This is a genomic window from Jatrophihabitans fulvus, from assembly GCF_054781375.1.
The window spans coordinates 547,448-572,024 of record NZ_BAAGUN010000001.1 but is presented as its reverse complement, the minus strand read 5'-3'; the positions used below and the strand labels follow the sequence as shown (position 1 = coordinate 572,024).

Genomic DNA, 24,577 nt, shown 5'->3' with positions numbered 1-24,577 from the left:
CGCTAGCTCACCGTGTCGAGGGCGTCCGCGAACGGGACCCGGTCCTGGATTCCCCGCTTCAGACGTGCGAGGTGGCGCGGCGCATTGATGCACAGCGCGCCCCGCAGGACGCCGCCGCGACCGTAGAGCGCGACGGTCGCACGGTCGCTGACACGCTGCACACGGGTGGTGTCGGCGGCGTCGGCCCGGCCCACGAAACGCACCATCGCGTCGAACTGGTCGGACCAGAAGTAGGGCACCGGGCGGAACGGCTCCCGCTCCCCCAACAGGGTGGCGGCTGCGTGGCGACCCTGGTCGACGGCGTTGAGCCACTGCTCCACCCGCATGGACTCACCGAACAACTCGTTCGGCCATCGCACGACGTCGCCGGCCGCGACGACGTCAGGCGCCGATGTCCGCAGGAACGCGTCGCACAGCACCCCGTCCGCGGTGTCGATTCCCGATCCGGCCAGCCAACCGACAGCAGGCGTGACGCCGACGCCCGCGACCACCAGGTCGGCGTCGAGCACCGACCCGTCGGACAGCGTCAACCGCGTCCCACGAGCGGTGGTCGCGAGGTGCGTCACGCTCGTCCCGCAGCGCAGGTCGACACCCCGCTCGGCGTGCAGGTCGACGAACCACCGACCGGACTCGTCGCCGAGCACACGCTTGAGTGGCACCGGCGCGAGTTCGACGACTGTGACGTCCAGGCCCAGAGCACGCGCGCTCGCCGCCACCTCGAGCCCGATGAACCCGGCGCCGAGCACGACGAGGTGACGGCCGGCAACCAGCTCCGCGTGCAGCGCCGCCGCGTCGCCGATCGTGCGCAGGACGTGCACCGGTGCGCCCTCGAGCGCCGGCACGACCCGCGGGGCGCATCCGGTGGCGATGACCAGCCCGTCGTACCCGATGACGTCACCGCCCTCGAGCACGATCCGCCGGTGCGCCATGTCGAGCGCAGCCGCCCGCAGGCCGAGTCGCAACCGGACGCCCTGCTCGTCGTACCAACTCTTCGGCCTCAGCTCGAGCGCGGCGAGGTCGGGGCCCTCGCGCAGGGCAGCCTTCGAGAGCGGCGGCTTGTCGTACGGCAGCTCGGGCTCGGAACTCACCAGGGTCACGTCCCCGTCGAACGCCCGCGCCCGCAGGCCCTCGACGGCGTTCACGCCGGCGACCGATCCACCGACGACGACGATGCGCTGCACGGCTGCTCCCCTCACACCACGTGAAGGGTGATCACGTTCTCGGGACAGGAACGGACCCCGCGTTCGGCCTCGTCCCGCTGGTCCTCGGACGGGAACTCCTGCAACAGGACGACCTGGCCGGTGTCGTCGTCGATGTCGAACAGGCCCGGCGCCTCCATCATGCAGCAGGCACACGCCGTGCATTTGTCCATGTCGATCGTGAGGCGCAGCGCCACGGTCGCTCCCTTCGTCTCGCGTCGTGCGGGGCACGCGCTGTCGTCGGACCACCGTGCGTCCCGCCGACCCTGATCACCGGACGACCGCCCGAATCGTGCCCACCTGGGGGGTGCCGCGGCGCGCGCTCCTGATCCCCCACCCGGGGGGACGTTGCCCCGTCATCTCCGATGCGCTCCGGCGATCGACCTAGCTTCGCCCGCAGTTGGCAGCCCGACCGATCCCAGGAGAAGCGATGACAAGCCCCGGCCACGCATCCGACAACCTGACCGTCGCCGACCCGGAGAAGTGGGTCGAAGGCCCACCGCACGCCACGTTCGCGGAACTCCGCTCGAAGTGTCCGGTGCACTGGTCGCCCGGTGTCGCGGGTGTCCCCGAGCTGGCCGGCTTCTGGTCCGTCACCACCGCGGACGACATCGGCCGGGTGAGCCGCGACTGGAAGACGTTTTCGTCGAACGCCGACGGCGCCGTCGACCTGACCTGGGAGGGCATGCCCGAGCATCTGATCGAGCTCGCCAAGACCGACATGATCAACCTGGATCCCCCGCGGCACGACCGGCTCAAGCAGCTGTTCCTCGCCGGCTTCACCCGCGACCGGATCGCGGCCGAGGAGGAGCGGGTCCGCGAGGTCGTCCGCACCGTGCTGGGACGCCTCGAGGGGAAGGAGACCGCCGACCTCGTCACCGACGTGTCCAAGCCGATCGTCGCGCGCGTCATCCACGGGTTCATGGGCATCCCAGAGGAGGACGATGCCCGGTGGATCCACAACCTGAGCCGTTACATCGCGCTCGACGACCCCGACTTCAACCCCGGAGGCGTCGACGAGTGGCTCGAGGTGTTCATCCCCCAGCTCATCGAGGAGTGCGGCGCCCTGGTGCAGGCCCGCCGCGAGAACCCGGGCGACGACCTCATCAGCATCCTCGTCCACTCCGAGGTCGAGGGCGACAAGCTCGGCGACGAGGACATCATCGGCGGCATGCTGCTGCTGCTCGCCGCGGGCAACGACAGCACGATGGCGACCTACGTGAGCGCGATGAAGGCGCTCTGCGACCACCCGGACGAGCGGCAGAAGGTGCTCGACGACCTTTCCCTCGTGCCCGGCGTCGTCGAGGAGGCGCTGCGCATGTTCCCGGCCTTCGCGATGATGCGCCGCACCGCGACGACCGACACCGAACTCGGCGGCCAGCAGATCGCGGCCGGCGACAAGGTGATCATGTGGTATCCGTCGTCCAACCGCGACGAGTCGAAGTACGACGACCCGGACCGTTTCGACGTGACCCGCAACCCCGAGCACCAGGCGTTCGGCGCGGGGGGCCGGCACTTCTGTCTCGGCAACGCCCTCGCGCGGCTCGAGCTGCGGCTCATGGTGGAGGAGACGCTGCGGACGTACCCCGAGATGCAGGTGATCGGCGACGCGCCCTTCACCCAGTCGTTCTTCGTCAACCAGCGCAAGAGCCTGCCCGTCCGGCTGGGCCCGCGAAAAGAAGGTGCGTGACATGAGCAGCGACTACGACGTCGCCGTCATCGGCTGCGGCCCCATGGGTTCGGCGATCGCGACGACCTTCGCCGCCCGGGGACTGCGCGTGGCCGCGTGGAACCGGAGCCCCGAGAAGGCGGAGGCACTCGCCGGCGAGAACCTCACCGCCGTCGCCGACGTGCGCGACGCGGTGCGGTCGGTACCTCTCGTCGTCGCCTGCACGGCTACCTACGACACGACCAAGGACGCCCTGACACCCGTGACCGACTGGGCCGGGACGACGCTCGTCAACGTCGGGACCGGCGTCCCGACCCAGGTCGAGTCGTTCCGGACCTGGGCCGCCGACCGCGGCGCCGCCTACCTCGACGGCGCCATCCTCTGCTACCCGCAGCACATCGGCACCGACGAGGGGATGATCATCTACTCCGGGTCGGCCGAGGCGTGGGCGGAGCACGAGAAGGCGCTGGTGCTGCTCGGGTCGCCGTCCACCATCGTCGCCGAGGACCCGTCCGGCGCGAGCGTCCTGGACGTCGCCCTCACCGGCGCGTTCTACGTCAGCGCGCTGAGCGCCTACGTCGAGGCGGCCACCTACGCGCTCGAGCAGGGCATCGACCCGGCCACGCTCAAGGCCATGACCGAGGTGTCGCTCGGTGCCCTTGCGATGACGACCGCCGAGGCGGTCGACGCGATCGCCGCCGACGCGCACGAGACCGATTCGGCCACGCTCGGGGTCTACGCCGAGGGTTCGCGGGCCACCCTGGACGCGCTGCGCACGGCCGGGCACCACGGCCGCGTCCTCGCCGCCGCGGTCGACAACCTCTCGGCCGGGGAGCGCGCGGGCCTGGGCCCGCTCGGCTTCTCCGCCCTCACCCGGGTCGCCCGGACCTCCTGAGGAGACACGCCATGAAGACACGCGCTGCCGTGCTCACCGAGGTCGGCGCCCCCTTCGAACTGCTCGATCTCGACCTCGAGGGACCGCGGGGGGGCGAGGTCCTGATCCGGTACGTCGCCGCCGGTCTGTGCCATTCCGATCTCCACCTGCGCAAGGGCGACTTCCCCTCGCGGCTGCCCATCGTGGGTGGCCACGAAGGAGCCGGCATCGTCGAGGAGGTGGGCCACGGGGTCTCGAAGGTCAAGGCCGGTGACCACGTCCTGGTCAGCTTCATACCGAGCTGCGGCGAGTGCCGCTGGTGCCGTACCGGCCAGCAGAACCTCTGCAACCTCGGCGAGTTCCTGCTCGACGGACAGTTGCCCGACGGCACCTTCCGCTTCAGCGTCGACGGAGTCGACGCCGGCGGCATGTGCTCGGTGGGCTCCTTCTCCGAGTACGGCACGCTCTCCCAGCACTCGGTCATCAAGATCGACGAGTCGCACCCGCTCGACCGCGCCGTGCTCGCGTCGTGCGGCGTCCCGACCGGCTGGGGCACCGCCGTCAATGCCGCCGGCGTCGGCGTCGGTGACACCGCGGTCATCTACGGGTGCGGCGGCGTCGGCATCAACGCCGTGCAAGGCGCGGCGGCCGCCGGCGCCCGTCATGTCGTCGTCGTGGACCCGGTCGCGTTCAAACGCGACACCGCCATGAAACTCGGCGCCACCCACACCTTCGCCGACGCCGACTCCGCCCTCGAGGCGGTCTGGGAACTGACACACGGCGAGGGTGCGGACCAGGCGATGGTCATCGTCGGCGATGTCGACCCGGCCGTCGTGACGTCGGCCTTCACCGTCGTGGGCAAGGGCGGCACCGTGGCGATCACCGCGATGGGAGCCTGGGACGACCTGAGCATCCAACTCCCTGCGGCCCAGCTGGCCATGTTCCAGAAGACGGTGAAGGGCTGCATCTTCGGCCAGTTCAGCCCGCAGTACGACGTTCCCCGCCTGCTCGGCCTCTACCAGGCGGGGCAGTTGAAGCTCGACGAACTCGTCACCCGCGAATACACCCTCGAGCAGGTGAACCAGGGTTACGACGACCTGCTCGCCGGAGAGCTGATCCGCGGCGTGATCAGATTCTGACCGTCGGCGCGGTTCACACCAGCAGGCCGAGCTCCTGGCCCCGGCTCGCTGCTTCGGCCCGGTTGCGCACGCCCAGCTTCCGGTACACGGCGCTGGTGTGCTGCTTGATCGTGTGACGCGAGAGGTTGAGCTCGAGCGCCATCTCGGGATTGCTGCGGCCCGTCGCGAGCAGTTGCAGGACGTCGAGTTCGCGGGCGGACAGCTTCGTGCCGGCTTCGGCGCTCTCGCGGGGGAAGACCCGCCCGCCTTCGGCGACCCTGCGCAGCGACGCTGCGAGCACGCTGGTCGGCAGCTGCTTGCTGATCGACGCGACCGCTCCGTTCAGCAGGGCGAGAGCCGCCGAGACGCGGCCCTCGCTGGACATCAGGGCGACGCGGACGTGCGGCATGCGGACCTTGAACAGCCGACAGAGCTCCAACGACGTCCGACCCGGGAGCGAGGTGCTGATGATCACCAGCTGCGGATGGTGGCGGGTGGCGATCTGCCACGCGACTTCTGCCGTGGGCGCCACGAGGCAGTCCGACACCCACGACTCGTGGGTGAGGACGGCGCGCAGGCCCGCAAGCAGCAGTTCGTGTTCCTCGACGACCAGGACGCGTTGGAGCTGGCACCGGTCGACGTCGAACGAACCGGGGCGGATCATCGGGCGTGCGGGTGCCATCGTCGTCATGCGTCTCTCCCCTGCATGGACCACCTGACCTGTGAGGTCGACAGCGTCGCCGACCCCCGGACCGGGCACACGCGTAGAACTACGCGTCCGGGTACCTGTCCCGGCGATGCGTAGTCCGCACACCCGACGGTCGGCAGGCCCGGAGAGCGGTTCCGGCGACCCGGGCCCCGACGTAGCATGCGGGGGTTCGTTCACCACGCACAGGGGATCCATGGGCGCACCCGCAGGACGGCTGCCGAGCACTGTGCCGGCGGACCTCACGAGCTTCGTCGGGCGCGGCAGCGACGTCGCGGCCGTCCGGTCCCTCGTTGCCGGTGCCCGCCTCGTGACGCTCACCGGCTTCGGTGGCGTCGGCAAGACGCGGCTCGCCTACCGGGTGGCGGGCGACGTGGCCTCGGACTTCACCGACGGCGCCTGCGTCGTCGACCTGGCAGCACTCGACACCCCCGATCTCCTCCCGCACGCCGTCACGGACGCCCTCGCGCTGCGCCGGTCTTCGAGCCGCGATCTCGTGGACATCCTGTGCGACTACCTGCGCGACCGACGTGTTCTGCTCGTGCTGGACAACTGCGAGCAGATCGCCGAGGCGGTCGCGGCCTTCGCCGAACGCCTGCTGCGCGCCGCGCCCGGTGTCCACATCCTCGCGACGAGTCGCCACGCGCTGCGCGTGTCGGGCGAGTACGTGTTCCCCGTGGCCCCGTTGCCCACGCCCCACCCCGGCACCGTCGTGCGGCCCGGGACCGCGTTGCAGTACCCCTCCGTGGCGCTGCTCGCCCAACGCGCTGCGGCCGTCGTCCCCGGTTTCGTCCTCGAGCCCGAACACGAGGCATCGGCAGTGGCCCTGTGCCAGCGCCTGGACGGCATCCCCCTGGCGATCGAGCTCGCGGCGGTGCGGCTGCGGGTACTGACCATCGACGAGCTCGTCGCCCGCTTGGACGACCAGCTCGCGATGCTGGGAGACGGCAACCGGGACCACCCCGAGCGACACCGCACCCTCGAGTCGCTCATCGACTGGAGCCACGACCTGTGCACCGCCGCGGAGAAGCGCCTCTGGGCACGGGCCTCGGTCTTCGCAGGCGGGTGCACCCTGGATGCGCTGGAGGCCGTCTGCTCCGACGACACCCTGCCGCGGAGCGCGATCCTGGACACGCTGGCGCACCTCGTCGACAAGTCGATCCTCGTCCGCGAGGTCCACGGCCCGGTCATCCGTTTCCGGATGCTCGAGACGCTGCGCTCTTACGGTGCGGCGCGGCTGGTCGCCGCGGGCGAACAGGCGTCGTTCGACCGGCGACACCGCGACTGGTGTCTCGAGGTCATGGACGAAGCCGGAGCGGAATGGGTGGGCCCAGGTCAGCAACGCTGGGCCGACCGCCTCGTGCTGGAGATGCCCAACCTCCGTCGTGCTCTCGCCTTCTGCGAAGCGAACCCGGACGAAGCGAGGGCGGGCATGCGACTCGCCGCCGTCCCGTGGTTCTGGGCGACCGTCGGCAGCCTCGGCGAAGCCGCTCTGTGGCTCCGCCGCTTCCTGGCGCTCGACGACAGCCCCAGTCGGGAACGGGCGTGGGCGCTGGCCACCTTCGCCTACATCGCCGCATTCCACGGCGACGAGGAGGTCCTCGCCACGGCTCCGGACGAGGCGTACTCGGTCGCGTCCCAGATCAACGATCCGGCGACGCTCGCCTATGCGATGCACGTCAGAGGGACGGCCTGGGTGGTGGAGGGTCCGGGTCGCGCCATCCCGCTGCTCAACGATGCCCTGGAGCAGTACGCCGACACCGACGTTCCGGCGCAGTACCCCGACAGCCTCCGCATCGAGCTGGCCGCCGCCCACATCCTCAACGGTGACAACGACGGGGCCAGCCGCGTGCTCGACGACGTCTTCGCGACGTGCGCCACCAACGGTGACGGCTGGAACCTGTCGTACGCGCTGTGGGGACGCGGCTATCTGCGACTGCTGGACGGACGGCTCGACGAGGCCCAGGCCGACCTGCGGGAATCGCTGGCCATCAAGCGCCCGCTGCGGGACACGTTGGGGCTCGCGTTCGCACTCGAGACCCTGGCGTGGACCGACGTCGCCAAGGGCGACCACATCCGCGCCGCCATGCTCATGGGCGGAGCCGACGCGCTCTGGGAAGGGGCCGGAGCCCGCCAGGTGCTGCCGTCGCGCCAGGACTTCGAAGCCATCGCTCGCGAAGCGGTCGGACAGGAGGCGTTCGACGCCGCCGTCGCCCGCGGTCACGCCCTGTCGACGGACGAGAGCGTCGAGTTCGCCCTCGGCCACGACCGTGCGATCTCGGCCCGGCCCGGTCGCGACCGGGCCGAGGGAGAGGAACAGACCGGCGCCGCGAAGTCCGCGGGCCTCACCCGCCGCCAGCAGGAAGTGGCCGAGCTGGTGGCCGCCGGGTTCTCGAACCGCGACATCGCCGCCCGCCTCGTCATCTCGGTACGGACGGCCGAGGGGCACGTCGAGAGCGTGCTCAACAAACTCAACTTCACGACGCGGACGCAGATCGCGGGCTGGGTGCTGCAGCAGTCGGGGACGGCCGCGAGCGACTCCCCCGGCCGGGGGTGATCGGTCGCTGCAGCGGACCTTGCCGGCTCGGGCACCCCGACGATGACCGGCATGACGGACACCCCGATTTCCAGCTCGCACGGCCTTCGCGTGCTCGTCACCGGCGGCGCCGGCGAGATGGGCGCCTATGCGTGCCGCGTCCTCGTGGCGGCCGACGACATCGCCCATGTCGTGGTCGCGGACCGCGACGCCGACAAGGCGCAGGAGCTCGTCGCGGAGCTCGGCGACAAAGCCTCGCCGGTGTCGTTCGACATCGCCGACGGCGACGCGCTCGCCGCAGCTCTCGGCGACGTCGACCTCGTGCTCAACTGCGCCGGACCCTTCTACCGGTTCGGGCGCGAGGTACTGAGCGCGGCGATCGCTGCCCGCACCACCTATCTCGACATCTGCGACGACTGGGAACCCACGCTCGAGATGTTGGATCTCGACGACGCCGCACGGGCCGCCGGCGTCACCGCTGTCATCGGGATGGGCGCGAGCCCCGGCGTGAGCAACCTGCTCGCCGCCGTCGCCATGGCCGAGTGCGACACGGTCGACCGCATCCTCACGTCCTGGCGCGCGTCGGCCGCGCACTTCCCGAGGCCGCGTCCCGGCCAGGAGTACCCCGAGCCGACGGCGGCGATCGAGCACTGGTTGCACAACTGCACCGAGGCCATCAAGTTCTGGCGCGACGGGGCACTCGTCGACGGCTACGGCCTGGAGGAGATGGAGCTGACCTACCCGGGCCACGGAGCGGACACCGTCTGGCTGTGCGGCCACCCCGAGCCGCTCACGCTGCCCAGGGTGCGGCCCGAAGTGCGCGAGTCGCTGAACGTGATGAGCGCGCGCCGTGGGCTCATGGACGCGGTGGGCGCGCTCGCGCAGCGGGTGCGCTCGGGAGAGATCGATGTCGACCAGGCGGGGCGCGAGCTGTTGCGGGCACCGGGCCTCAGCGGCAGGCAGGCGGGTGACCCGCCGCGGCTGCCCGCCAACATCTTCGCGATCGCCGAGGGCACGAAGGACGGCCACCGGGTCCGCGTCGGTGCCCAGGCGCTGGTGCAACCGCAGAAGAACATGGGCGAGATGACCGGCATCCCGTTGGCCGTGGCTGCGTTGATGGTCGCGCGCGGCCAGGTCGACGCACCCGGCGTCCACGGGCCCGAGGGCGCGATCGACCCCAAGATCTTCTTCCACGACCTCTCTGGTCACGCCGAGGAGCCACCGACCGACGGCCGGCCCGTGTACGAGGTCGTCGTCGAGCGCATCTGACGACGACCCGCACGATCACGAAGCGGCGGTCGGCCGCCGCTTCGTGACGTTCCTGCCTGGTGACCGTCAGAGCGCGACGAGGTCTCCGAGGCGGGCCCTGTGGGCGCCGGGCGTGCCGAGGGCGATCTGGTCGGCCTTGGCCCGCTTGAGGTAGAGGTGTGCCGGGTGTTCCCACGCCATGCCGATGCCGCCGTGCAGTTGCACGGTCTCCTCGGCGGCCAGGACGGCGAGGTCACCGGTGAACGCCGCGGCGACCGCACCCGCGATCTCACTGTCCGGATCCTGGACCGCGACCGTGGCGGCCGCGTGGGCGGCCGCGGCACCGGCGAGCTCCGCGTCCACCGACAGGTCCGCCAGCCGGTGTTTGAGCGCCTGGAAGCCGCCGACGACACGACCGAACTGACGGCGTTCCTTGAGGTAGGCGACCGTCGCGCCGATGCACCAGTCCGTGACGCCGGTCTGCTCCGATGCCAGCAGCGCGGACCCGATCGCGAGCGCCTCGTGCACAGCTGTGCCGGCGTCCCCGAGCAACAGTTCGGCCGGCGACCCGTCGAAGGTGACGTCGCCGAGCTGGCGTGTCATGTCGAGGGATGTGACCGGCCGGACGCCGCACCTGTCGGCCTCCACCGCGTACACCGCCCCGTCCCCCGCCGGCACGAGCAACACGTCCGCCTCGATCGCTCCGGCCACGCCGGTAATGCGTCCGGTGACCCGGCCGGCCGAGACGTCCACGGTCGGGACGTCGCCCCACGGGGCCGACGCGAAGGGCGTGACCAGGGCTACCGTCCGTCGTCCGGCGGCGACCTCGACGAGCAGGTCCCCCGGGCAGTGACCGAGCAACGTCGTCGCGATGACGGCACTCGTCAGGTACGGCACCGGCGCCATCGCGCGGCCCAGCTCGTGGACCACGACCGCCGCCTCACGCGCAGAGGCACCGACCCCGCCGAACTCCTCGGCGACGAGCAACGCCGCCAGACCCAGATCGTCGACCACGAGCCGCCAGAGCGGATCGACGCTGCCGCGATCGCCGTCGTAGACGCCGGCGACATTCGTCGGACGGCAGCGACGGGCCAACGCGTCACGCAGGGACCCGCGCAGCTCCGCTTCCACGTCGGTGTCGAGCAGACCGGTCTCGGTCACTTGATCAGCTCCTTCCACGGCACGTCCTTGTCGACGCGTGCCTCGGCGGGCAAGCCCAGGACCCGCTCGGCGACGATGTTGCGCAGGATCTCGGAGGTGCCGCCCTCGATGGAATTGCCCTTCGCCCGCAGGTACCTGAATCCGGCCTCGCGGCCGGTGAAGTCGACGTGTTCCGGGCGGGTGAACGTCCAGTCGTCGTACCGCAGGCCCGCTTCGCCGAGGAGTTCGAGCTCGAGGCCCGACAACTGCTGTGCGTTGCGCGCGAACACGATCTTCATGGCCGCGCCCTCGGCGCCGGGCTCCCCGCGGCGCAGTTTCTGTCGCAGGCGCACGCCGGCCAGCCGCATCGCCTCGGCCTCGACCCACAACCGCAGCAGGCGCTCCCGCAGTTCGGGGGTCCGCAGCTCGGGGCGCTCACGCCACGTCCGCGCGACCACGCCGATCATCCCCGCCTCGCGCGGCACGGCGCGGCCGCCGATCGCGACCCTCTCGTTGTCGAGAGTCGCGGTGGCGACCCGCCAACCCTGCCCCACCGCGCCGAGCCGGTGATCGTCCGGAATGGCGACGTCGGACAGGAACACCTCGTTGTACTCGGCCTCGCCGGTGATCTGACGCAGCGGGCGTACCTCGACGCCCGGATCGGTCATGTCGCACACGAAGTACGTGATGCCGCGATGCTTGGGCACTTCGGGATCGGTGCGCGCGACGAGGATGGCGTACCGCGCGAGATGCGCACCGGACGTCCACACCTTCTGGCCGTTGACCACCCAGCGGTCACCGTCGCGCACGGCTCTCGTCGCGAGAGCGGCGAGGTCGGACCCGGCGCCGGGTTCGCTGAACAGCTGACACCACACGTCCTCACCCGTCCACAGCGGCCGCAGGAACCGACGCTTCTGCTCCTCCGTCCCGAACGCCAGGATCGTCGGGGCCGCCATGCCGAGGCCGATGCCGTTGGCCTTGCTGTTGTTGTCCGGTGCGCCTACCGCCGCGAAGGCCGCCTCGACCATCGGTTGCGCCTCGCGAGGCAGGCCGAGTCCGCCGTGCCCCTCGGGGAAGTAGACCCACGCGAGCCCGGCGTCGTAGCGGGCACGCAGGAACTCGAGCGGGTCGCTCGTGACCGGGTCGTGCTCGGCGATGAACCGCTCGACCTCGCCGAGCAGGGGGCGCTTGTCATCCATGGCTCTCCTCCACGCTGTGCCCCTCTGACTACAGCGGCGTGCGCCGCGCCGACGTGTGTCGCCGCGAAGATCCCCCGACCGGGTGTGACGCCGGGCATTCCCGCTCGCGGAGCCGGGCGGCACCTACCGTCGCGGCATGTGGTCGAGCGACTACCAGCTGCGCCTGGTCGACATCGACGGACTGGGGCACCTCACGGCGACGTCGTACCTCGCGCTGTTCGAGGAGACACGCGCCGCCTGGATGCTGGACGCGCTCGACATGAGCTATCCGACGTACGCCCTGCGCACCCAGAAGATCGAATACCTGAACGAGGTCCGACGCATGGACGGCCTCGTCACGGTGTCGCTGCGGATCGCACACATCGGCACGTCGAGCATCGACCTGCGCGAGGAGTTGTCCGCCGGAGGTGTCGTGCGAGCGACCTCGACGGCGTTGCTCGTCATGTGGGACACGGAGCGTCGCTGTTCACGTCCGATCGAACCCACCGAGCGCGCCGTGTTGGAGCGATTCCGTGACGGCGCCGGTGCGAAGGTCTGGCCTCCCCCAGTCGGGTGCCCCCGGTTCGTGACACCCGGCTCGGCCCCCTCACCCGAGCGACGCTTACGGACATGACGATCGAGAAGCTGAAGCCCGACACCATGCCGCCCACCCACGGTTACCCGCAGGCCACGGTGGCGACGGGCAGCCGAATGGTCTTCACCTCCGGCCAGGTGGGCATGGGCCTCGACGAGAAGATGGTCGCCGGCGGGGACGACTACGCCGCGCTCATGAAGCAGGCCGTCCTCAACGGGTACGCCGCCGTGACCGCCGCGGGAGGAACGCCGTCGGACGTCGTCCGACTGATGATCTACGTCGTCGACCCGACGCCTGCGAAGCTCGAACAGGTGTACGCGGGTTACGGCGAGGCGATGCAGACGCTCGGAGCCCGGCCGAGCGCGATGACCCTGATCGGCGTGACGGCGTTGTCCGAACCCGAGTACTTCGTCGAGATCGACATCACCGCCGTCCTCGACTGACGACGGAGCGGTCAGCCGGCGGCGGTGAGGCTCACCCCGCCGTCGACGACCACGGTGTGGCCGGTCATCCAACCGGCCTCGTCCGACAGCAGGAACGCGACGACGTTCGCGACGTCGAGCGGCTCCCCGAGCCGCCGGAGCGGGTAGGCAGCACTGGCTTCGTCCTCCCGCCCCTCGTACAGCGCCGCGGCGAAGGACGTCTTCACGACCGCCGGCGCGACCCCGTTCACGCGGACCCGGGGACCGAGTTCCACCGCCAGCAGTTCGGTCAGTGCGTTGAGCATCGCTTTGCTGGCCCCGTAGAGCCCGATGCCGGGAGCCGCTCTGACGGCAGACAGCGACGACACGTTGACGATCGCCCCGCCGTGCTGCTGCATCCACCCGCGGTGGGCCTGCTGCACCCAGGACAGGGCTGCGATGCAGTTCGCGTCGACGACCTTGCGGGCGACGTCCAGGTCGAGCTCCATCACCGGGCCGAACACGGGGTTGATGGCCGCGTTGACGACCAGGAAGTCCACGCTGCCGAAGGTCTCGAGCGCCCGTGCCACAGCATCCTGCTGATGGGTGAGGTCGTTCGTCCTGCCCGGCACGCCGAGCGCACACGCCGGCCCGCCCAGGCGGGCGACGGCGTCCTCGAGCGGAGCGCGGTTGCGACCGGTCAGCACGACGCGCGCGCCGTCGGCCACCAGCCGTTCGGCCACGGCGTAGCCGATCCCGCGGCTGGCACCGGTGACCAGCGCCGTCCGCCCGGCAAGACCCGCGGTCACGACAGACGTTCCAGAACCATGGCCATCCCCTGCCCGCCACCCACGCACATCGTCTCGACCCCGAACTGCTTGTCGTGCCACTGCAGCGAGTTCAGAAGTGTGGTCGTGATGCGGGCACCGGTCATGCCGAACGGGTGGCCCACCGCGATCGCACCGCCGTTGACGTTGAGGCGGTCCGGGTCGATCCCGAGCTCGCGCTGCGACGCGATCACCTGGGCGGCGAAGGCCTCGTTGATCTCGAACAGGTCGATGTCCGACACCGCGAGGCCGGCGAGGGCGAGGGCGCGTCGCGTCGCCTCCACCGGCCCCAGACCCATGATCTCCGGGGACAGTCCTGACACCCCGGTGCTCACGACGCGCGCGAGCGGCTGCAGACCGAGCTGCGCGGCTTTGCGATCCGACATGACGACCAGCGCGGCGGCGCCGTCGTTGAGGGGGCAGCAGTTTCCTGCCGTGACGGTCCCGTCCGGCCGGAACACCGGTTCGAGCCGAGCTACCGCCTCGTAGTTGACGCCGGCACGAGGCCCGTCGTCCGTCTCGACGACCGACCCGTCCGCGAGCGCCACCGGAGCGATCTCGCGCTTCCAGAATCCCTCCGCGATGCGCTGCTCCGTGAGGTTCTGGCTGCGGACGGCGAAGGCGTCCTGGTCCGTCCGGGACACCCCGTGCAGCTGCGCGACGTTCTCGGCGGTCTGGCCCATCGCGATGTAGACGTCGGGAAGGGCGCCGGCCTCACGTGGGTCGGCCCAGGTCCGACCGCCCTCGGCGAACGTCCGGGTTCGGGCCTGGGCGTCGTCGGCCAACGGGTTGCGGGTGTTGACGGTGTCCGCCCATCCCCCGACGTTCGCTCGACTGATGCTCTCGACACCGGCGGAGACGAACACGTCACCTTCGCCGGCGCGGATCGCGTGGTGCGCCATGCGGGTGGTCTGCAGACTCGAGGAGCAGTACCTGTTGACCGTCACGCCGGGCACTGTGTCGAGGCCGGCGAAGACGGCGACCGCGCGGCCGAGGTTGTTGCCGGACTCCCCGGCAGGTTGGCCGCATCCGAGCAGCAGGTCGTCGATGTCGTTCGGGTCCAGCGCGGGGACGTCGGCGAGAGCCGTACGGACCATCTGGACCGCCAGGTCGTCCGGTCGGAGGTCCTTGAGCGAACCTTTGCCCGCCCGTCCGATGGGCGAGCGGCGGGCGGACACGATCACGGCGTCGGGCATGTCGATCTCCATCACGTCGGGGTGTGTGCGGGTGCCGCACAGCGCGGCACGACGCGGGCCCGCTCGTGGGAGCGGGCCCGCGGGACGGGGGTGGACTAGTTCTCGGCGCCGACCAGCGCGGCGAAGCCCTGCCGATGCCGGAACCGGGACACCAGCGTGGCCACGACGACGAGCACCGGGAAGATCAGCGTCCACAGGTAGCCGTGCGTGTAGACGTCGGCCGTCGGGAAGTGCGTCCCGTCGAGCAGGTAGTCGGACGTACGCAGGTCGATTCCTCGCACCGCGCCGGTGAACGCCTCGACCGCCTGTGGGTTGCCGGACTGCGCCTTCTCACCGAGCGCGGTCAGCTGCGCGACATCGGCCGAGTGGTAGGTGAAACCGGAGCCGTTCTGCAGCGCGGTGATGACGGCGGCTCCGACCGCGAACCCGATCGCCAGCAGCGTGCCGGGCATGCCCGCCGCCATGCCGGCGCGGCTCTCCGGGACGACGAGCTGCGGCACCGCGAAGGCTCCGCTGTAGCCGGCGCGGCTGCCGAGGCCGATGATCCCGGAGCCGACGGCGTACTGCCACGCCTCGTCGTGGGCGAAGGCGAGGAACAGCAGCCCCGCGACGCAGACGATCGCGCCGAAGAACAGGACGACGTCGGGACGCCCGCGAGCGACGAACTTCTCGGACAGCTTTCCGCTCAGGAACATCGTCAGCGCGAACGGGAGCAGGACGAGGCTGGTCCTGAGCGGGTCGTAACCGAGGCCGTAGACCTCGTAGTTCGCCGGCCAGCCGACGATCTGCCCGGCGGCGTTCTGGTACTTGGCGTCGCCCAGCGGGGTCTGCATGCCGGCGAAATTCGGTGTCTGCATGTAGTAGTTCACGAGGACGAGGAACGCCGCGTCGACGCAGCCGAACAGGCCCGCCGACAGGCACGCCGTCGTGACGAACGGCTTGCGCAGCACGGCCATGTCGAAGACCGGAGTGCTGGATCGCCGCTCGGCCCACACCCACCCGGCGGCCAGAACGACGCCGAGGGCGAGGAGCGCGCCCGCGTTCTGCCCGATGGTGCTGTCGGTGGGGGCGCTGAAGGCCAGCAGGACGACCGTCACCCAGCCGATGAGCCACAGCGTGTTCAGGACGCCGATGCGGCCGCGGGACTCGGGTGGTGAGTTCGGGACGATGACCAGCAGACCGATGGTCGTCAGCACGAACAGACCGGCGAGGATGTAGAAGAACGGTGCGATCGACAGGTGCGGGATGCTCGCGTCGGCGTTCAGCGAGTGCGAGATCGGCCAGAGCTTGACCGAGGCACCGCCGCCGACCTGCCCGAGTACGACGCCGGTGCCCGTCGCCATGATCAGCACGAGCACCGCGGTCGACACCGCGTTGTGGGTCAGGTGCTTGCGCAGGAAGCTCAGCGGGACGAGTTGGGCCGCCCCGCCGAAGCCCATCAACGCGGACCCGATCACCAACGCCACGTAGTTGTCGATCACCGCCGCGATGAGGGCGCCGCCGGCCAGGAAGGCACCGGACACCAGTGAGATGCGCCGGTCGCTGAACACGTCCGTCATCCGCGGGATCAGGACGAAGCCGGCTCCGCTGCCGAGCGTGAGCGCGGTGAAGATCCAGGTGGCGGCCGTGACCGAGTTGTCGGCGTAGCTGGTCGTCAGCACCGGCAGCAGCGGGGGCAGCATGAACGCCACCGCGTTCGTGACGGTGGCCAGGACGCCGGCGATACCGATGAGAGCCGCCCGGTTCGGCGCCCGGCCGACGGACGGCGGTGCCGCCGCCGTGCTCGCGGGGCGTTGCGTGTCTGTCATGTCCATCCCGACGTGTGAGAGCGAATGCTGACGGGCGAGAGGATGCGACCTGGGCCACACAGTGCTCACAGGATCGCTCCGAAAGGTAGCCGGGCGGGGGATGTCCGCGAGACAGGAGCGATCCCCCGGTCGGGCGTCGAAGCCGACGCGTGCGCCGCCGCGGACTCGATCCCGACGGACCCTCGTGCGATGACCGACGCAGCAACAGCCCGCGAACACCGGTGCGACGTCGTGGTGATCGGCGCCGGCGTGGCCGGGCTCGTCGCCGGCGTCACGCTGGCCCCGTCCACCGACGTGCTGGTACTCGAGGCATCGGCCCGCCCGGGCGGCCGGGTCGAGTCCGTGCAGCACGGCGAGCACTGGCTCAATCTCGGCGCCCAGTTCACCGAGGGCACGGGAGCGCTCTTCGACGTCATGGACCGCTACGGCATCGAACGCGGCTCGCTCGCCGGCAGCAGGGCAGCGCTCTATTTCCGCGGTCGCATGGTCCCCACGGACCGTCCCGTGCACCTCCTGCTCCGGTCACGCCTCTCACCGCGGGCCCGGGTCGAACTGGCGGCAGTGGGGTTGCGCATCAAATACCAGAACTGGCGGCTCGTCCACGACCGCAACCCGGCACGGGCACGGAAGTACCGCGACACGTTCGACTCCCGATCGGGTGACGTGACGTTGCGGGGCGTGCGGACGACGGAACTGCGCAGCATGATCACGACCTGGTCAGGCCAGTGGATCGGCTGCGACCCGCACGAGACGGCCGCGACCCAGCTCGCCGAGTCGATCGGTACCGCCCTGGAGAAGGCCGCGAACGTGCCCAACTTCGCGCTGCCCGTCGGCGGGAACCAGGCGTTCACCGACGCCCTCGCAGCCGACCTCGGCGAGCGGCTCCACCTCGGCGCGACGGTGCGGGCGATCTCGTGGGGGGACGACGAGGTCCGGGTGTCCTGCGTGGACGCCGGCGGTCCGGTGACCGTGGTCGCCCGCCGCGCCGTGGTGGCGGTACCGGCGGACGTCGCGCGGACGCTCATGCCCGACCTGCCGGACGACGTCGACGACGCGCTGGCCGACATCGACTACGGCCGTTACGTCCTGGCGGGCGTCTTCACCGACGAGCAGGGGGTTCAGCGGTGGGACGACCACTACGGCATCTCCACGCCGGAGCTGTCGTTCCAGATGGTCTTCAACCACTCCGCCTCACAACGCGGCGACGGCCCGCGCCGACCCGGCGGGGCGCTCGTGTGCCTGGCCGGCGGTTCGCGGGCGGACGAGCTGGACCGGTTGTCCGACGCCGAGATCGCGTCTGCGTTCCGGACGGACCTGCTTCAGATGTTCCCGGAGCTGCACGGTCACATCGAGCGGGTGGTCGTCAAACGTCAGCCCCGGGTCGTCGCCTACTGGAAGCCGGGCCGCCGGCACGACAGCCAGCACACGCTGCGCCGACGGCTCGGACCCATCTGGTTCGCGGGCGACTACCTCGGCGACCCCTCCTTGTCAGCCGCGGCGTCATCAGGCCAGCGCGCAGCGCGCAAGGTGCTTGACAGTCTCGATCCCGCTGGACAGCCCGCTGACGCCTGACCTCCCGCGGGTGGTCGATGACCACTCCCTGGCAAGCCCACGACGTGCCCTCGCCGACTAACCGTTGTGGACCGACTGCGGACCAGGCTCTGTGCGCAGCTTCGCGTGCAATGCCCGGGGAGGACGGCGGACGATCTCCTCGCCGGCGGACGACGATGCCTGCCCGTGCGAACCGGACACGACCAGCCCCAAAGCCTCGCCGGGTCGGATCGGCGGCGCCATCGGACGTGTACATGCCAAGCAGTACGGGCCTCATGGCAGCGGGAGCTCCGCGTGAACGGCCACCGGTTCGGTGAGAGTCACTGCACGACCCGGGCCCCCGATATGAACCTGACTGCGCCTCGCCGCGTTACGCTCCATTTCGAGAGCTGCAGGACCGGGTGAGTTACACCCGGAATTCGACGAGTAAGGGTGAGCGCCCTGGCCCGGAACCCCTGGGATCACGGGGATACGCACAAGGGTGAGGCCGTTAGACCTCATAATCCCTGGGTCGCGGGTTCGAGCCCCGCCCGCCCCACAACCCTTGATATGAAGGGCCGTCCTGCTCTGCGCCGACGCGCGCGGTCCGGAGCTGCGAATGCAGCCGTCGCACAAAGGTGTGACAGCCGGGGACTCCGGTCGCGGTGCTCGCCGGTTGAGGCGCTCCCCAGCCATCGCCGACCACTCATGTTTCGAACCTTGTCCGCTAAACCGAGGTCATGCATTGCCCCAGCGGCGTCGCTCGACCCCCAACGACCCTGCCGATGAGCGCCCGCGCGCGACCATCTCGATCACCGCTCGAGGTGCGTACGTGCCGAGATCCGGGCGACGCCGCCGACGATCGATTGCGCGGCAGCCGCGAGACCTCGTCCGTTGCCGCCGATCGGCGCAAATGGTTCTCCCGCGGCCAGGTGAAAGTTGCTCGCTCAGGGTGCACAGGCGTCCGGCGTCGTCGGGCTCAAGCTAGGCCGAGTTGGCATCGGCGGGGATGTTGTCCGGGGCCATGGAGCGCTCTTCGTCGTCGAGGACAGCCACGTCGCTGGTGAGGCAGCGGATCCCACCCGAGTCCTGCGCTATGGGACGGCACGGTGGAGCGACCGGGTCAATCGCGCGCATCCTGGCGCCATGAACGCGAGGCAACGGCGACGTCCGTCCACCACCCGTACCCCGCTGAGGTGACGCTGCGCGCCGCCGTGCTCGAGGGGTCCCGCCGGATCGTCGCCCGGTCGTTCGCCGAACCCGACCTCGGTCCCGACGAGGGTCTGGTGGACGTCGAGGTCTGCGGGGTCTGCGGTTCGGACTTCGAGACGTACGACCGCCCGCCCTCGTCACCGGTGGTCCTGGGCCACGAGATCGTCGGGCGCATCTCGGCGCTCGGGTCGGCAGCTACGCAACGGCTCGGCGTCGAGGTCGGACAGCGGGTCGTAGTGAACGAGGTCCTGCCGTGCGGCCGGTGCCCGCTGTGCGCCGGCGGACACCAGGAACTCTGCAACGGGTTCTTCGGCACGGCGGGTGCGCGCTACGGCAACATCGACGTCGCGATCGGCAGCGGGCTGTGGGGAGGTTTCGCCGACGCCGTCGTGCTCGATCCACGCACCCAGCTCGTGCCGATCGCCGAGTCCGTTCCCGCCGACCTGGCGAGTCTGTTCATGCCGCTCGCCAACGCGGTCGAGTGGCTGTTCGCCCTGGGACGCCTCGAACCGGGAGACACCGTGGTCGTCGTCGGACCCGGCCCGCAGGGGCTGGCGGTCACCGCCGTGGCCACGCAGGTACCCGGTGTCCGGGTCGTCACCGTGGGCCGGGAGGGCGATGCGGACCGGCTCGCCGTCGCCGCAGAACTGGGCGCCACCTGCGTCGTGTCGCCCGACGACGTGACCGCGGCCTGCCGCACGTCGTTTGGCCGCGACGGCGCCGACCTGGTGGTGGTGGCGACGCACGGAGCGGACGACGTCCTCCGCGCGGCCACGCGCTGGGTGCGGGTCGGGGGTCGGATCGTCGTGGCCGGCACCAACGGATGGGCCAGCGAGAACGCCTTCAAGTCGGACGCGTTCGTCTTCCGCGCCCTCACCCTCGTCGGTGCGCCCGGGCACTCATGGCAATCCGTACGCGCAGCGGTCGGCCTGCTCGAAACACGCGGTGACTCGTTCGTCCCGCTCGTCGGCGAGACCGTCGCCCTCGACGACCTGGACGACGTGCTCAGCCGACGCGGCGGGCCGTCCGTCCGAGGGCTGCACGTCGCCGTCGACCCCCGACGGGCGCCTCGATCGGCGAATGTCCGCTGACACAAGACGGCGCGGGTCTCACCTGGTGACACGTCCTGGTTGTCCCTCGCGGTCGACGCACCCACGCTGCGTCCAACTCCGGACGAAGGACCGTGCTCCATGGTTGGAGAGTCCAACTCACCTGCAGCCCGTGAGCCAGGCGTCGACGTCCGTCTGGTCGCGCACGGGCTCGGCGCGCACGCAGGTGCCACGGTGCGCCTCCGGGCCGGAGTGACGCCGCGGTGGCGCACGTGCAACTTCCTCATCCATCGTGACCATCTCGCGCTCGCGTACCTCCGCCAGACCGGCGAGCTGACCATCACCGCCGGCGACGACCGGGCACGGACGCTGAGCGGCGTTCTCGTCGACCTGCGTCCCGTCGGTCGGTACTTCGAAGCACGCGTGCTGCTCTCGTGCGACTCCTGACGGCAACGGCACCCATCGATCCCGCCATAGGACCCCACCCCGCCCGGACGTCTCACCTGATGGCACCAGCACGTTGTTCGCGCGGATCCCCGCACTGACCATCAGTGCTCCACCGGCCGTGACCCATGTAACAACCCGGCGAGAGGGCTCCCATGAAGTTCGGCGTGCTCACGATGAATACCGACGAGGGTCTGAACCCGCTCGAACTGGCACGCGAGGCCGAGGCCCTCGGCATCGAATCGGTCTTCCTCCCGGATCACTCGCACGTTCCGGTGCGGCGCAGCGCCGACTACGGCGGCCCTCGCGGCATCTTCCCGGACTCTCCTGGTGACATGCCGCGCGAGTACTACCGCAATCTCGATCAGCTGATCACGTTGGCGGCGATGGGTGCCGTGACCTCGACGCTGCGGCTCGGCACCGGCGTGTGCCTCGTCGTGCAGCGCGACCCCATCCAGCTCGCCAAGGAACTCGCATCGATCGATCATCTCAGCGGCGGGCGGCTCGTGTTCGGCGTCGGGGGCGGCGCCCCGTGGAACGAGGAGGAGATGCGGCATCACGGCACCGACCCCCGCACCCGGTTCTCGCTGATGCGCGAGCGGGTCCACGCCATCAAGACGATCTGGTCGGACGAGCAGGCCGAGTTCCACGGCGCGCGGGTCGACTTCGACCCGATCTTCTCCTGGCCTAAGCCGGTACAGAAGCCGGGGCCACCGATCCTGCTGGGCGGCCACGGCGAGAAGGTGTTCGACCGCGTCCTCGACTACGGCGACGGCTGGATGCCCGGTCACCTCGAATCGGGGGGCCATGACGACATCCACAACCTCGGCGACCGCATCGCCGAGCTGCGCGAGCGCGGCCGCGCCGTCGGCCGCGACCACGTGCACGTGACCGTCTACCTCGGACGCCTCGACTGGACCGACCGCTACCGCGAGATGAGCGCCGACCGCGTCGTGTACGTGCTGCCGTCGGGTCCCCCGGACCTCACCCGTCAGGCCCTGCGGGAGGTCGCCGCTGCGGCTGCCGACGACGAGTGATCAACCCCGGTCGCGGAGGACCGCGCCCACGAAGTACACGCACTTCCACACCGACGTAGGAGGAACCCGTAATGCCCATCCGTACCGCGCGACGACGCGCGCTCGGCGCCACGGCCGCCGTCGCCGCCGCCCTGATGTCCCTCGCCGCCTGCAGCAGTTCCGGATCGGGATCGGGCGGCGGATCCGGTGGCGGCTCCGGAGGCGGGAGCGGCAGCAGCAAGGGCGTCGACCTGGCGGCGGCCAAGGCCGTTGTCGCCGACTACGTCGGCAAGGCGAGCGCCTTCCCCGTCACCGAACCGCTGAAGACGCGGCCGAAGGCGGGCGCCAAGATCGTCTACCTGAACACCGGCACCCCCAGCGGCAACCTCTTCTACGCCCTGCTGAAGCCCGCGGCGACAGCGCTCGGCCTCGAGATCAGTCAGGTCACCACGGGCGTCACCGCCCAGAGCGTCAACACCGCCATGGACAGCGTCGTCGCGCAGAAGCCCGCGGGCGTCATCGACATCGGCGTCGACCCTGTCTTCTTCAAGAGCCAGCTGCAGCAGCTGCGCAGCGCCGGCACGACGGTCATCGGCGTCGGACTCGCGAACGGCGACAAGTTCGGCTTCAAGACGGTGCAGTTCGGTCCGGAGCAGCAGATTCTCGTCGGCCGCCTGATGGCCGCCTGGTCACTCGTGCGCACCGACGGCAAGGCGCGCTCCGTCGCGATGTACACCATCCCGGAACTGACCTTCCTCGCCCCGATGGTGAAGGCGGCGAAGGACGAGTTGAGCCGGCTCTGCTCGGCGTGCGAGCTGCGGGTCGTCGACATCAACATCGGGCAACTCGCGAACGCGTCGCAGACGATCGTCGCCGATCTGCAGGCACACCCGGACACCGACTTCGCGCTCTTCGCGTCCGACGAGATCGAGTCGGGCCTGCCCGCCGCCCTCAGAACCGCGGGCATTTCGATCAAGACCATCGGCAGCGGCCCGACCCCGGGTGAGCTGCAGGCGATCAAGGACGGCCAGCAGGACGCCGGCGTCGGCACCGACCTCGCCACCGTCTCCTGGACCGCGATCGACCAGTTCGCCCGCGAGTCGACGGGTCAGGCGCTCTCGGGTCCGCAGGCGAAGGGCCTCGGCCCGACACAGATCCTCACCAAGGACGACATCACGTTCGACCCGAACAAGGGTTGGATCAGCTACCCCGACTACCAGGACCGCTTCAAGAAGCTCTGGGGCCAGACGTGACGAGAGGGTCGACGCTGCTCGAGGTCGAGCACGTGAGCAAGACCTTCGCCCGGACGAAGGCACTCGACGACGTCTCGCTCTCGGTTTCCGCCGGCGAGGTCGTCGCGGTGGCCGGACAGAACGGCTCGGGCAAGTCGACCCTCGTCAAGGTGCTCGCCGGCGTCTACCAACCGGACGACGGCGCGCAGATCCGCCTGGCCACGCAGGCCGGCGGCGGGGCCGAATCAGGCCCCGCCGCCGGGGCGCGGCAGGGCGCGACCGAACTGCACTTCATCCACCAGGATCTCGGCCTCGTCGACATGCTGACGGCCGTCGAGAACCTGGACCTGTCCGGACCCCTCGGTCGCCGCGCGCTGCGCCCGAACCGGGGCCGCCGGGAACGGGACGAGGCCGAGGCGACCCTGCGGCGCTTCGGTGTCGAGTGCGACGTGACGGTGCCGGTGGGGCAACTGCCGGCCACCGAGCGCGCGATTGTGGCGATCGCCCGGGCACTCTCGCAGTGGACCCACGACCAGAACGTGCTCGTCCTGGACGAGCCGACGGCGTCGCTGCACGGCAAGGAGGCCGACCGGTTGTTCGCGGCGGTCCGCCGCGTCGCCGACCGGGGCGCCGGGGTCATCTTCATCTCGCACCGCCTCGACGAGATCTTCGAACTGGCCGAGCGGGTCGTGGTACTGCGCGACGGTCGCGTGGTGGCCGAGCAACCGTGCGCGCAGCTCGACCACGAGGCCCTGGTGCGACTGATCGCCGGCCGGGCGGACGCTGCTCAGAGCCTGGCCGACAGGCCGGCGCCGGCCGCGACGACGACCGCGCCGGCGCTGCGGGTACGCGGACTGCACACGGCCACGCTCGGCGGCTTCGACCTGGACCTGCGCCAGGGCGAGATCGTCGGCATCGGTGGGGTCCACGGCTCCGGACGCGAGGACGTGGCGCCAGCGCTGTTCGGAGCCTCACCGCTCGCGGCCGGGGAGGTCTCGGTCTCCGGGGTCGTCACCACCACACCCACCCCACGGTGGTCGATCGCGCACGGTCTCGCGCTGGTGCCCGCCGAACGGCCGCGCCAGGGCGCGGTGCTCACGATGAACGCCCGGGAGAACCTGACGCTGCCGCGGATGGCGCCATTCACCCGTCGCTTCGGCCGGCTCGACCGAGGTGCCGAAGGTCGCGAGGTCGACACCTTGATGAGCGGGCTCGACGTCCGCCCGCCTCTTCCCGAGCAGCCCCTGTCGCTGTTCAGCGGCGGCAACCAGCAGAAGGTGGTGCTCGCCAAGTGGCTGCGCAACAAGCCGAGCGTGCTGCTGCTCGACGAACCCACGCAGGGCGTCGACGTCGGTGCGAAGGCGGGCATCTACGAGGTCATCGCCCGGGCCGCCGACACCGGGACCGCGGTGCTCGTGTGTTCGTCCGACTCGCGCGAGCTTGCCCGCATCTGTGACCGCGTGATCGTGCTCCGCGACGGCGTCGTCGCCGCCGAGCTCTGCGGCCCGGCGCTCACCGAGGAAGCGCTCATCCACGAAGAACTCGGCAGCGCCTTCAGCGCCGCCGGTGCCTCACCCGCCCTGCACAAGGAGTCATGAC

General features: G+C 70.6%; 21 protein-coding genes. 13 read left to right on the top strand and 8 right to left on the bottom strand.

Annotation, left to right across the window (positions count from 1 at the left end; genetic code table 11):
* Nucleotides 1–2: 2 nt before the first annotated feature.
* Both ACYVP9_RS02795 and ACYVP9_RS02790 read right to left on the bottom strand, forming a co-directional pair.
* Complete coding sequence (locus ACYVP9_RS02795) at nt 3–1,181, bottom strand: NAD(P)/FAD-dependent oxidoreductase (protein ID WP_460603166.1); 1,179 nt, start codon at nt 1,179–1,181, stop codon at nt 3–5.
* An 11-nt stretch (nt 1,182–1,192) separates the two neighbouring features.
* A complete protein-coding gene (locus ACYVP9_RS02790; protein WP_460603165.1) occupies nt 1,193–1,396 on the bottom strand; it encodes a ferredoxin in 204 nt (67 codons plus the stop codon).
* A gap of 233 nt (nt 1,397–1,629) precedes the next feature.
* Between ACYVP9_RS02790 and ACYVP9_RS02785 the strand changes: the two genes are divergently transcribed.
* From ACYVP9_RS02785 to ACYVP9_RS02775, 3 genes are read left to right on the top strand one after another with little or no spacing between them, the layout of a single operon-like run.
* A complete protein-coding gene (locus ACYVP9_RS02785) occupies nt 1,630–2,889 on the top strand; it encodes a cytochrome P450 family protein (RefSeq protein WP_460603164.1) in 1,260 nt (419 codons plus the stop codon).
* 1 nt (nt 2,890) lies between these two features.
* A complete protein-coding gene (locus ACYVP9_RS02780; protein WP_460603163.1) occupies nt 2,891–3,763 on the top strand; it encodes an NAD(P)-binding domain-containing protein in 873 nt (290 codons plus the stop codon).
* Nucleotides 3,764–3,774: 11 nt separating this feature from the next.
* Nucleotides 3,775–4,881 (top strand): NDMA-dependent alcohol dehydrogenase, encoded by a 1,107-nt coding sequence (locus ACYVP9_RS02775; protein ID WP_460603162.1) that lies wholly within the window; start codon nt 3,775–3,777, stop codon nt 4,879–4,881.
* 13 nt (nt 4,882–4,894) lie between these two features.
* Here the strand turns inward: ACYVP9_RS02775 and ACYVP9_RS02770 are convergent, their stop codons facing one another.
* Nucleotides 4,895–5,551 (bottom strand): response regulator transcription factor, encoded by a 657-nt coding sequence (locus ACYVP9_RS02770; RefSeq protein WP_460603161.1) that lies wholly within the window; start codon nt 5,549–5,551, stop codon nt 4,895–4,897.
* 211 nt (nt 5,552–5,762) lie between these two features.
* Here ACYVP9_RS02770 and ACYVP9_RS02765 point away from each other — a divergent pair, with 211 nt between their 5' ends.
* Both ACYVP9_RS02765 and ACYVP9_RS02760 read left to right on the top strand, forming a co-directional pair.
* On the top strand, nt 5,763–8,123 hold the full coding sequence (locus tag ACYVP9_RS02765) for an ATP-binding protein (protein WP_460603160.1): 2,361 nt from the start codon (nt 5,763–5,765) through the stop codon (nt 8,121–8,123).
* Nucleotides 8,124–8,174: 51 nt separating this feature from the next.
* On the top strand, nt 8,175–9,371 hold the full coding sequence (locus tag ACYVP9_RS02760) for a saccharopine dehydrogenase family protein (protein ID WP_460603159.1): 1,197 nt from the start codon (nt 8,175–8,177) through the stop codon (nt 9,369–9,371).
* 66 nt (nt 9,372–9,437) lie between these two features.
* Here the strand turns inward: ACYVP9_RS02760 and ACYVP9_RS02755 are convergent, their stop codons facing one another.
* The gene (locus ACYVP9_RS02755; protein ID WP_460603158.1) at nt 9,438–10,511 is read right to left on the bottom strand and encodes an acyl-CoA dehydrogenase family protein; all 1,074 of its coding nucleotides are present in this window, start codon (nt 10,509–10,511) and stop codon (nt 9,438–9,440) included.
* Nucleotides 10,508–11,689 (bottom strand): acyl-CoA dehydrogenase family protein, encoded by a 1,182-nt coding sequence (locus tag ACYVP9_RS02750; protein WP_460603157.1) that lies wholly within the window; start codon nt 11,687–11,689, stop codon nt 10,508–10,510. The genes ACYVP9_RS02755 and ACYVP9_RS02750 overlap by 4 nt, the downstream gene beginning before the upstream one ends.
* Nucleotides 11,690–11,825: 136 nt before the next feature.
* Here ACYVP9_RS02750 and ACYVP9_RS02745 point away from each other — a divergent pair, with 136 nt between their 5' ends.
* Complete coding sequence (locus ACYVP9_RS02745; protein WP_460603156.1) at nt 11,826–12,302, top strand: acyl-CoA thioesterase; 477 nt, start codon at nt 11,826–11,828, stop codon at nt 12,300–12,302.
* The gene (locus ACYVP9_RS02740; RefSeq protein WP_460603155.1) at nt 12,299–12,706 is read left to right on the top strand and encodes a RidA family protein; all 408 of its coding nucleotides are present in this window, start codon (nt 12,299–12,301) and stop codon (nt 12,704–12,706) included. The genes ACYVP9_RS02745 and ACYVP9_RS02740 overlap by 4 nt, the downstream gene beginning before the upstream one ends.
* An 11-nt stretch (nt 12,707–12,717) precedes the next feature.
* Here ACYVP9_RS02740 and ACYVP9_RS02735 read toward each other — a convergent pair whose 3' ends face one another.
* The 3 genes from ACYVP9_RS02735 to ACYVP9_RS02725 form a co-directional block, all read right to left on the bottom strand.
* On the bottom strand, nt 12,718–13,473 hold the full coding sequence (locus tag ACYVP9_RS02735) for an SDR family oxidoreductase (RefSeq protein ID WP_460603154.1): 756 nt from the start codon (nt 13,471–13,473) through the stop codon (nt 12,718–12,720).
* Nucleotides 13,470–14,687 (bottom strand): acetyl-CoA C-acetyltransferase, encoded by a 1,218-nt coding sequence (locus ACYVP9_RS02730; RefSeq protein WP_460603153.1) that lies wholly within the window; start codon nt 14,685–14,687, stop codon nt 13,470–13,472. The genes ACYVP9_RS02735 and ACYVP9_RS02730 overlap by 4 nt, the downstream gene beginning before the upstream one ends.
* 95 nt (nt 14,688–14,782) lie before the next feature.
* Nucleotides 14,783–16,495, bottom strand: a complete 1,713-nt coding sequence (locus tag ACYVP9_RS02725; RefSeq protein ID WP_460603152.1) for an MFS transporter — start codon at nt 16,493–16,495, stop codon at nt 14,783–14,785.
* A 189-nt stretch (nt 16,496–16,684) separates the two neighbouring features.
* Here ACYVP9_RS02725 and ACYVP9_RS02720 point away from each other — a divergent pair, with 189 nt between their 5' ends.
* From ACYVP9_RS02720 to ACYVP9_RS02695, 6 genes are all read left to right on the top strand, one after another.
* Entirely contained in the window at nt 16,685–18,067 is a 1,383-nt protein-coding gene (locus ACYVP9_RS02720) for a flavin monoamine oxidase family protein (protein WP_460603151.1), read from the top strand.
* Nucleotides 18,068–19,221: 1,154 nt separating this feature from the next.
* Nucleotides 19,222–20,328 carry a zinc-dependent alcohol dehydrogenase gene (locus tag ACYVP9_RS02715; protein ID WP_460603150.1) on the top strand — a complete coding sequence of 369 codons (1,107 nt, stop codon included), beginning with the start codon at nt 19,222–19,224 and terminating at the stop codon, nt 20,326–20,328.
* A 192-nt stretch (nt 20,329–20,520) separates the two neighbouring features.
* The gene (locus tag ACYVP9_RS02710; protein ID WP_460603149.1) at nt 20,521–20,733 is read left to right on the top strand and encodes a hypothetical protein; all 213 of its coding nucleotides are present in this window, start codon (nt 20,521–20,523) and stop codon (nt 20,731–20,733) included.
* A 173-nt stretch (nt 20,734–20,906) separates the two neighbouring features.
* A complete protein-coding gene (locus ACYVP9_RS02705) occupies nt 20,907–21,767 on the top strand; it encodes an LLM class F420-dependent oxidoreductase (protein ID WP_460604274.1) in 861 nt (286 codons plus the stop codon).
* A gap of 71 nt (nt 21,768–21,838) precedes the next feature.
* Nucleotides 21,839–22,999 carry a sugar ABC transporter substrate-binding protein gene (locus tag ACYVP9_RS02700; protein WP_460603148.1) on the top strand — a complete coding sequence of 387 codons (1,161 nt, stop codon included), beginning with the start codon at nt 21,839–21,841 and terminating at the stop codon, nt 22,997–22,999.
* Nucleotides 22,996–24,576, top strand: a complete 1,581-nt coding sequence (locus tag ACYVP9_RS02695; protein ID WP_460603147.1) for a sugar ABC transporter ATP-binding protein — start codon at nt 22,996–22,998, stop codon at nt 24,574–24,576. The genes ACYVP9_RS02700 and ACYVP9_RS02695 overlap by 4 nt, the downstream gene beginning before the upstream one ends.
* Nucleotide 24,577: the final 1 nt, after the last annotated feature.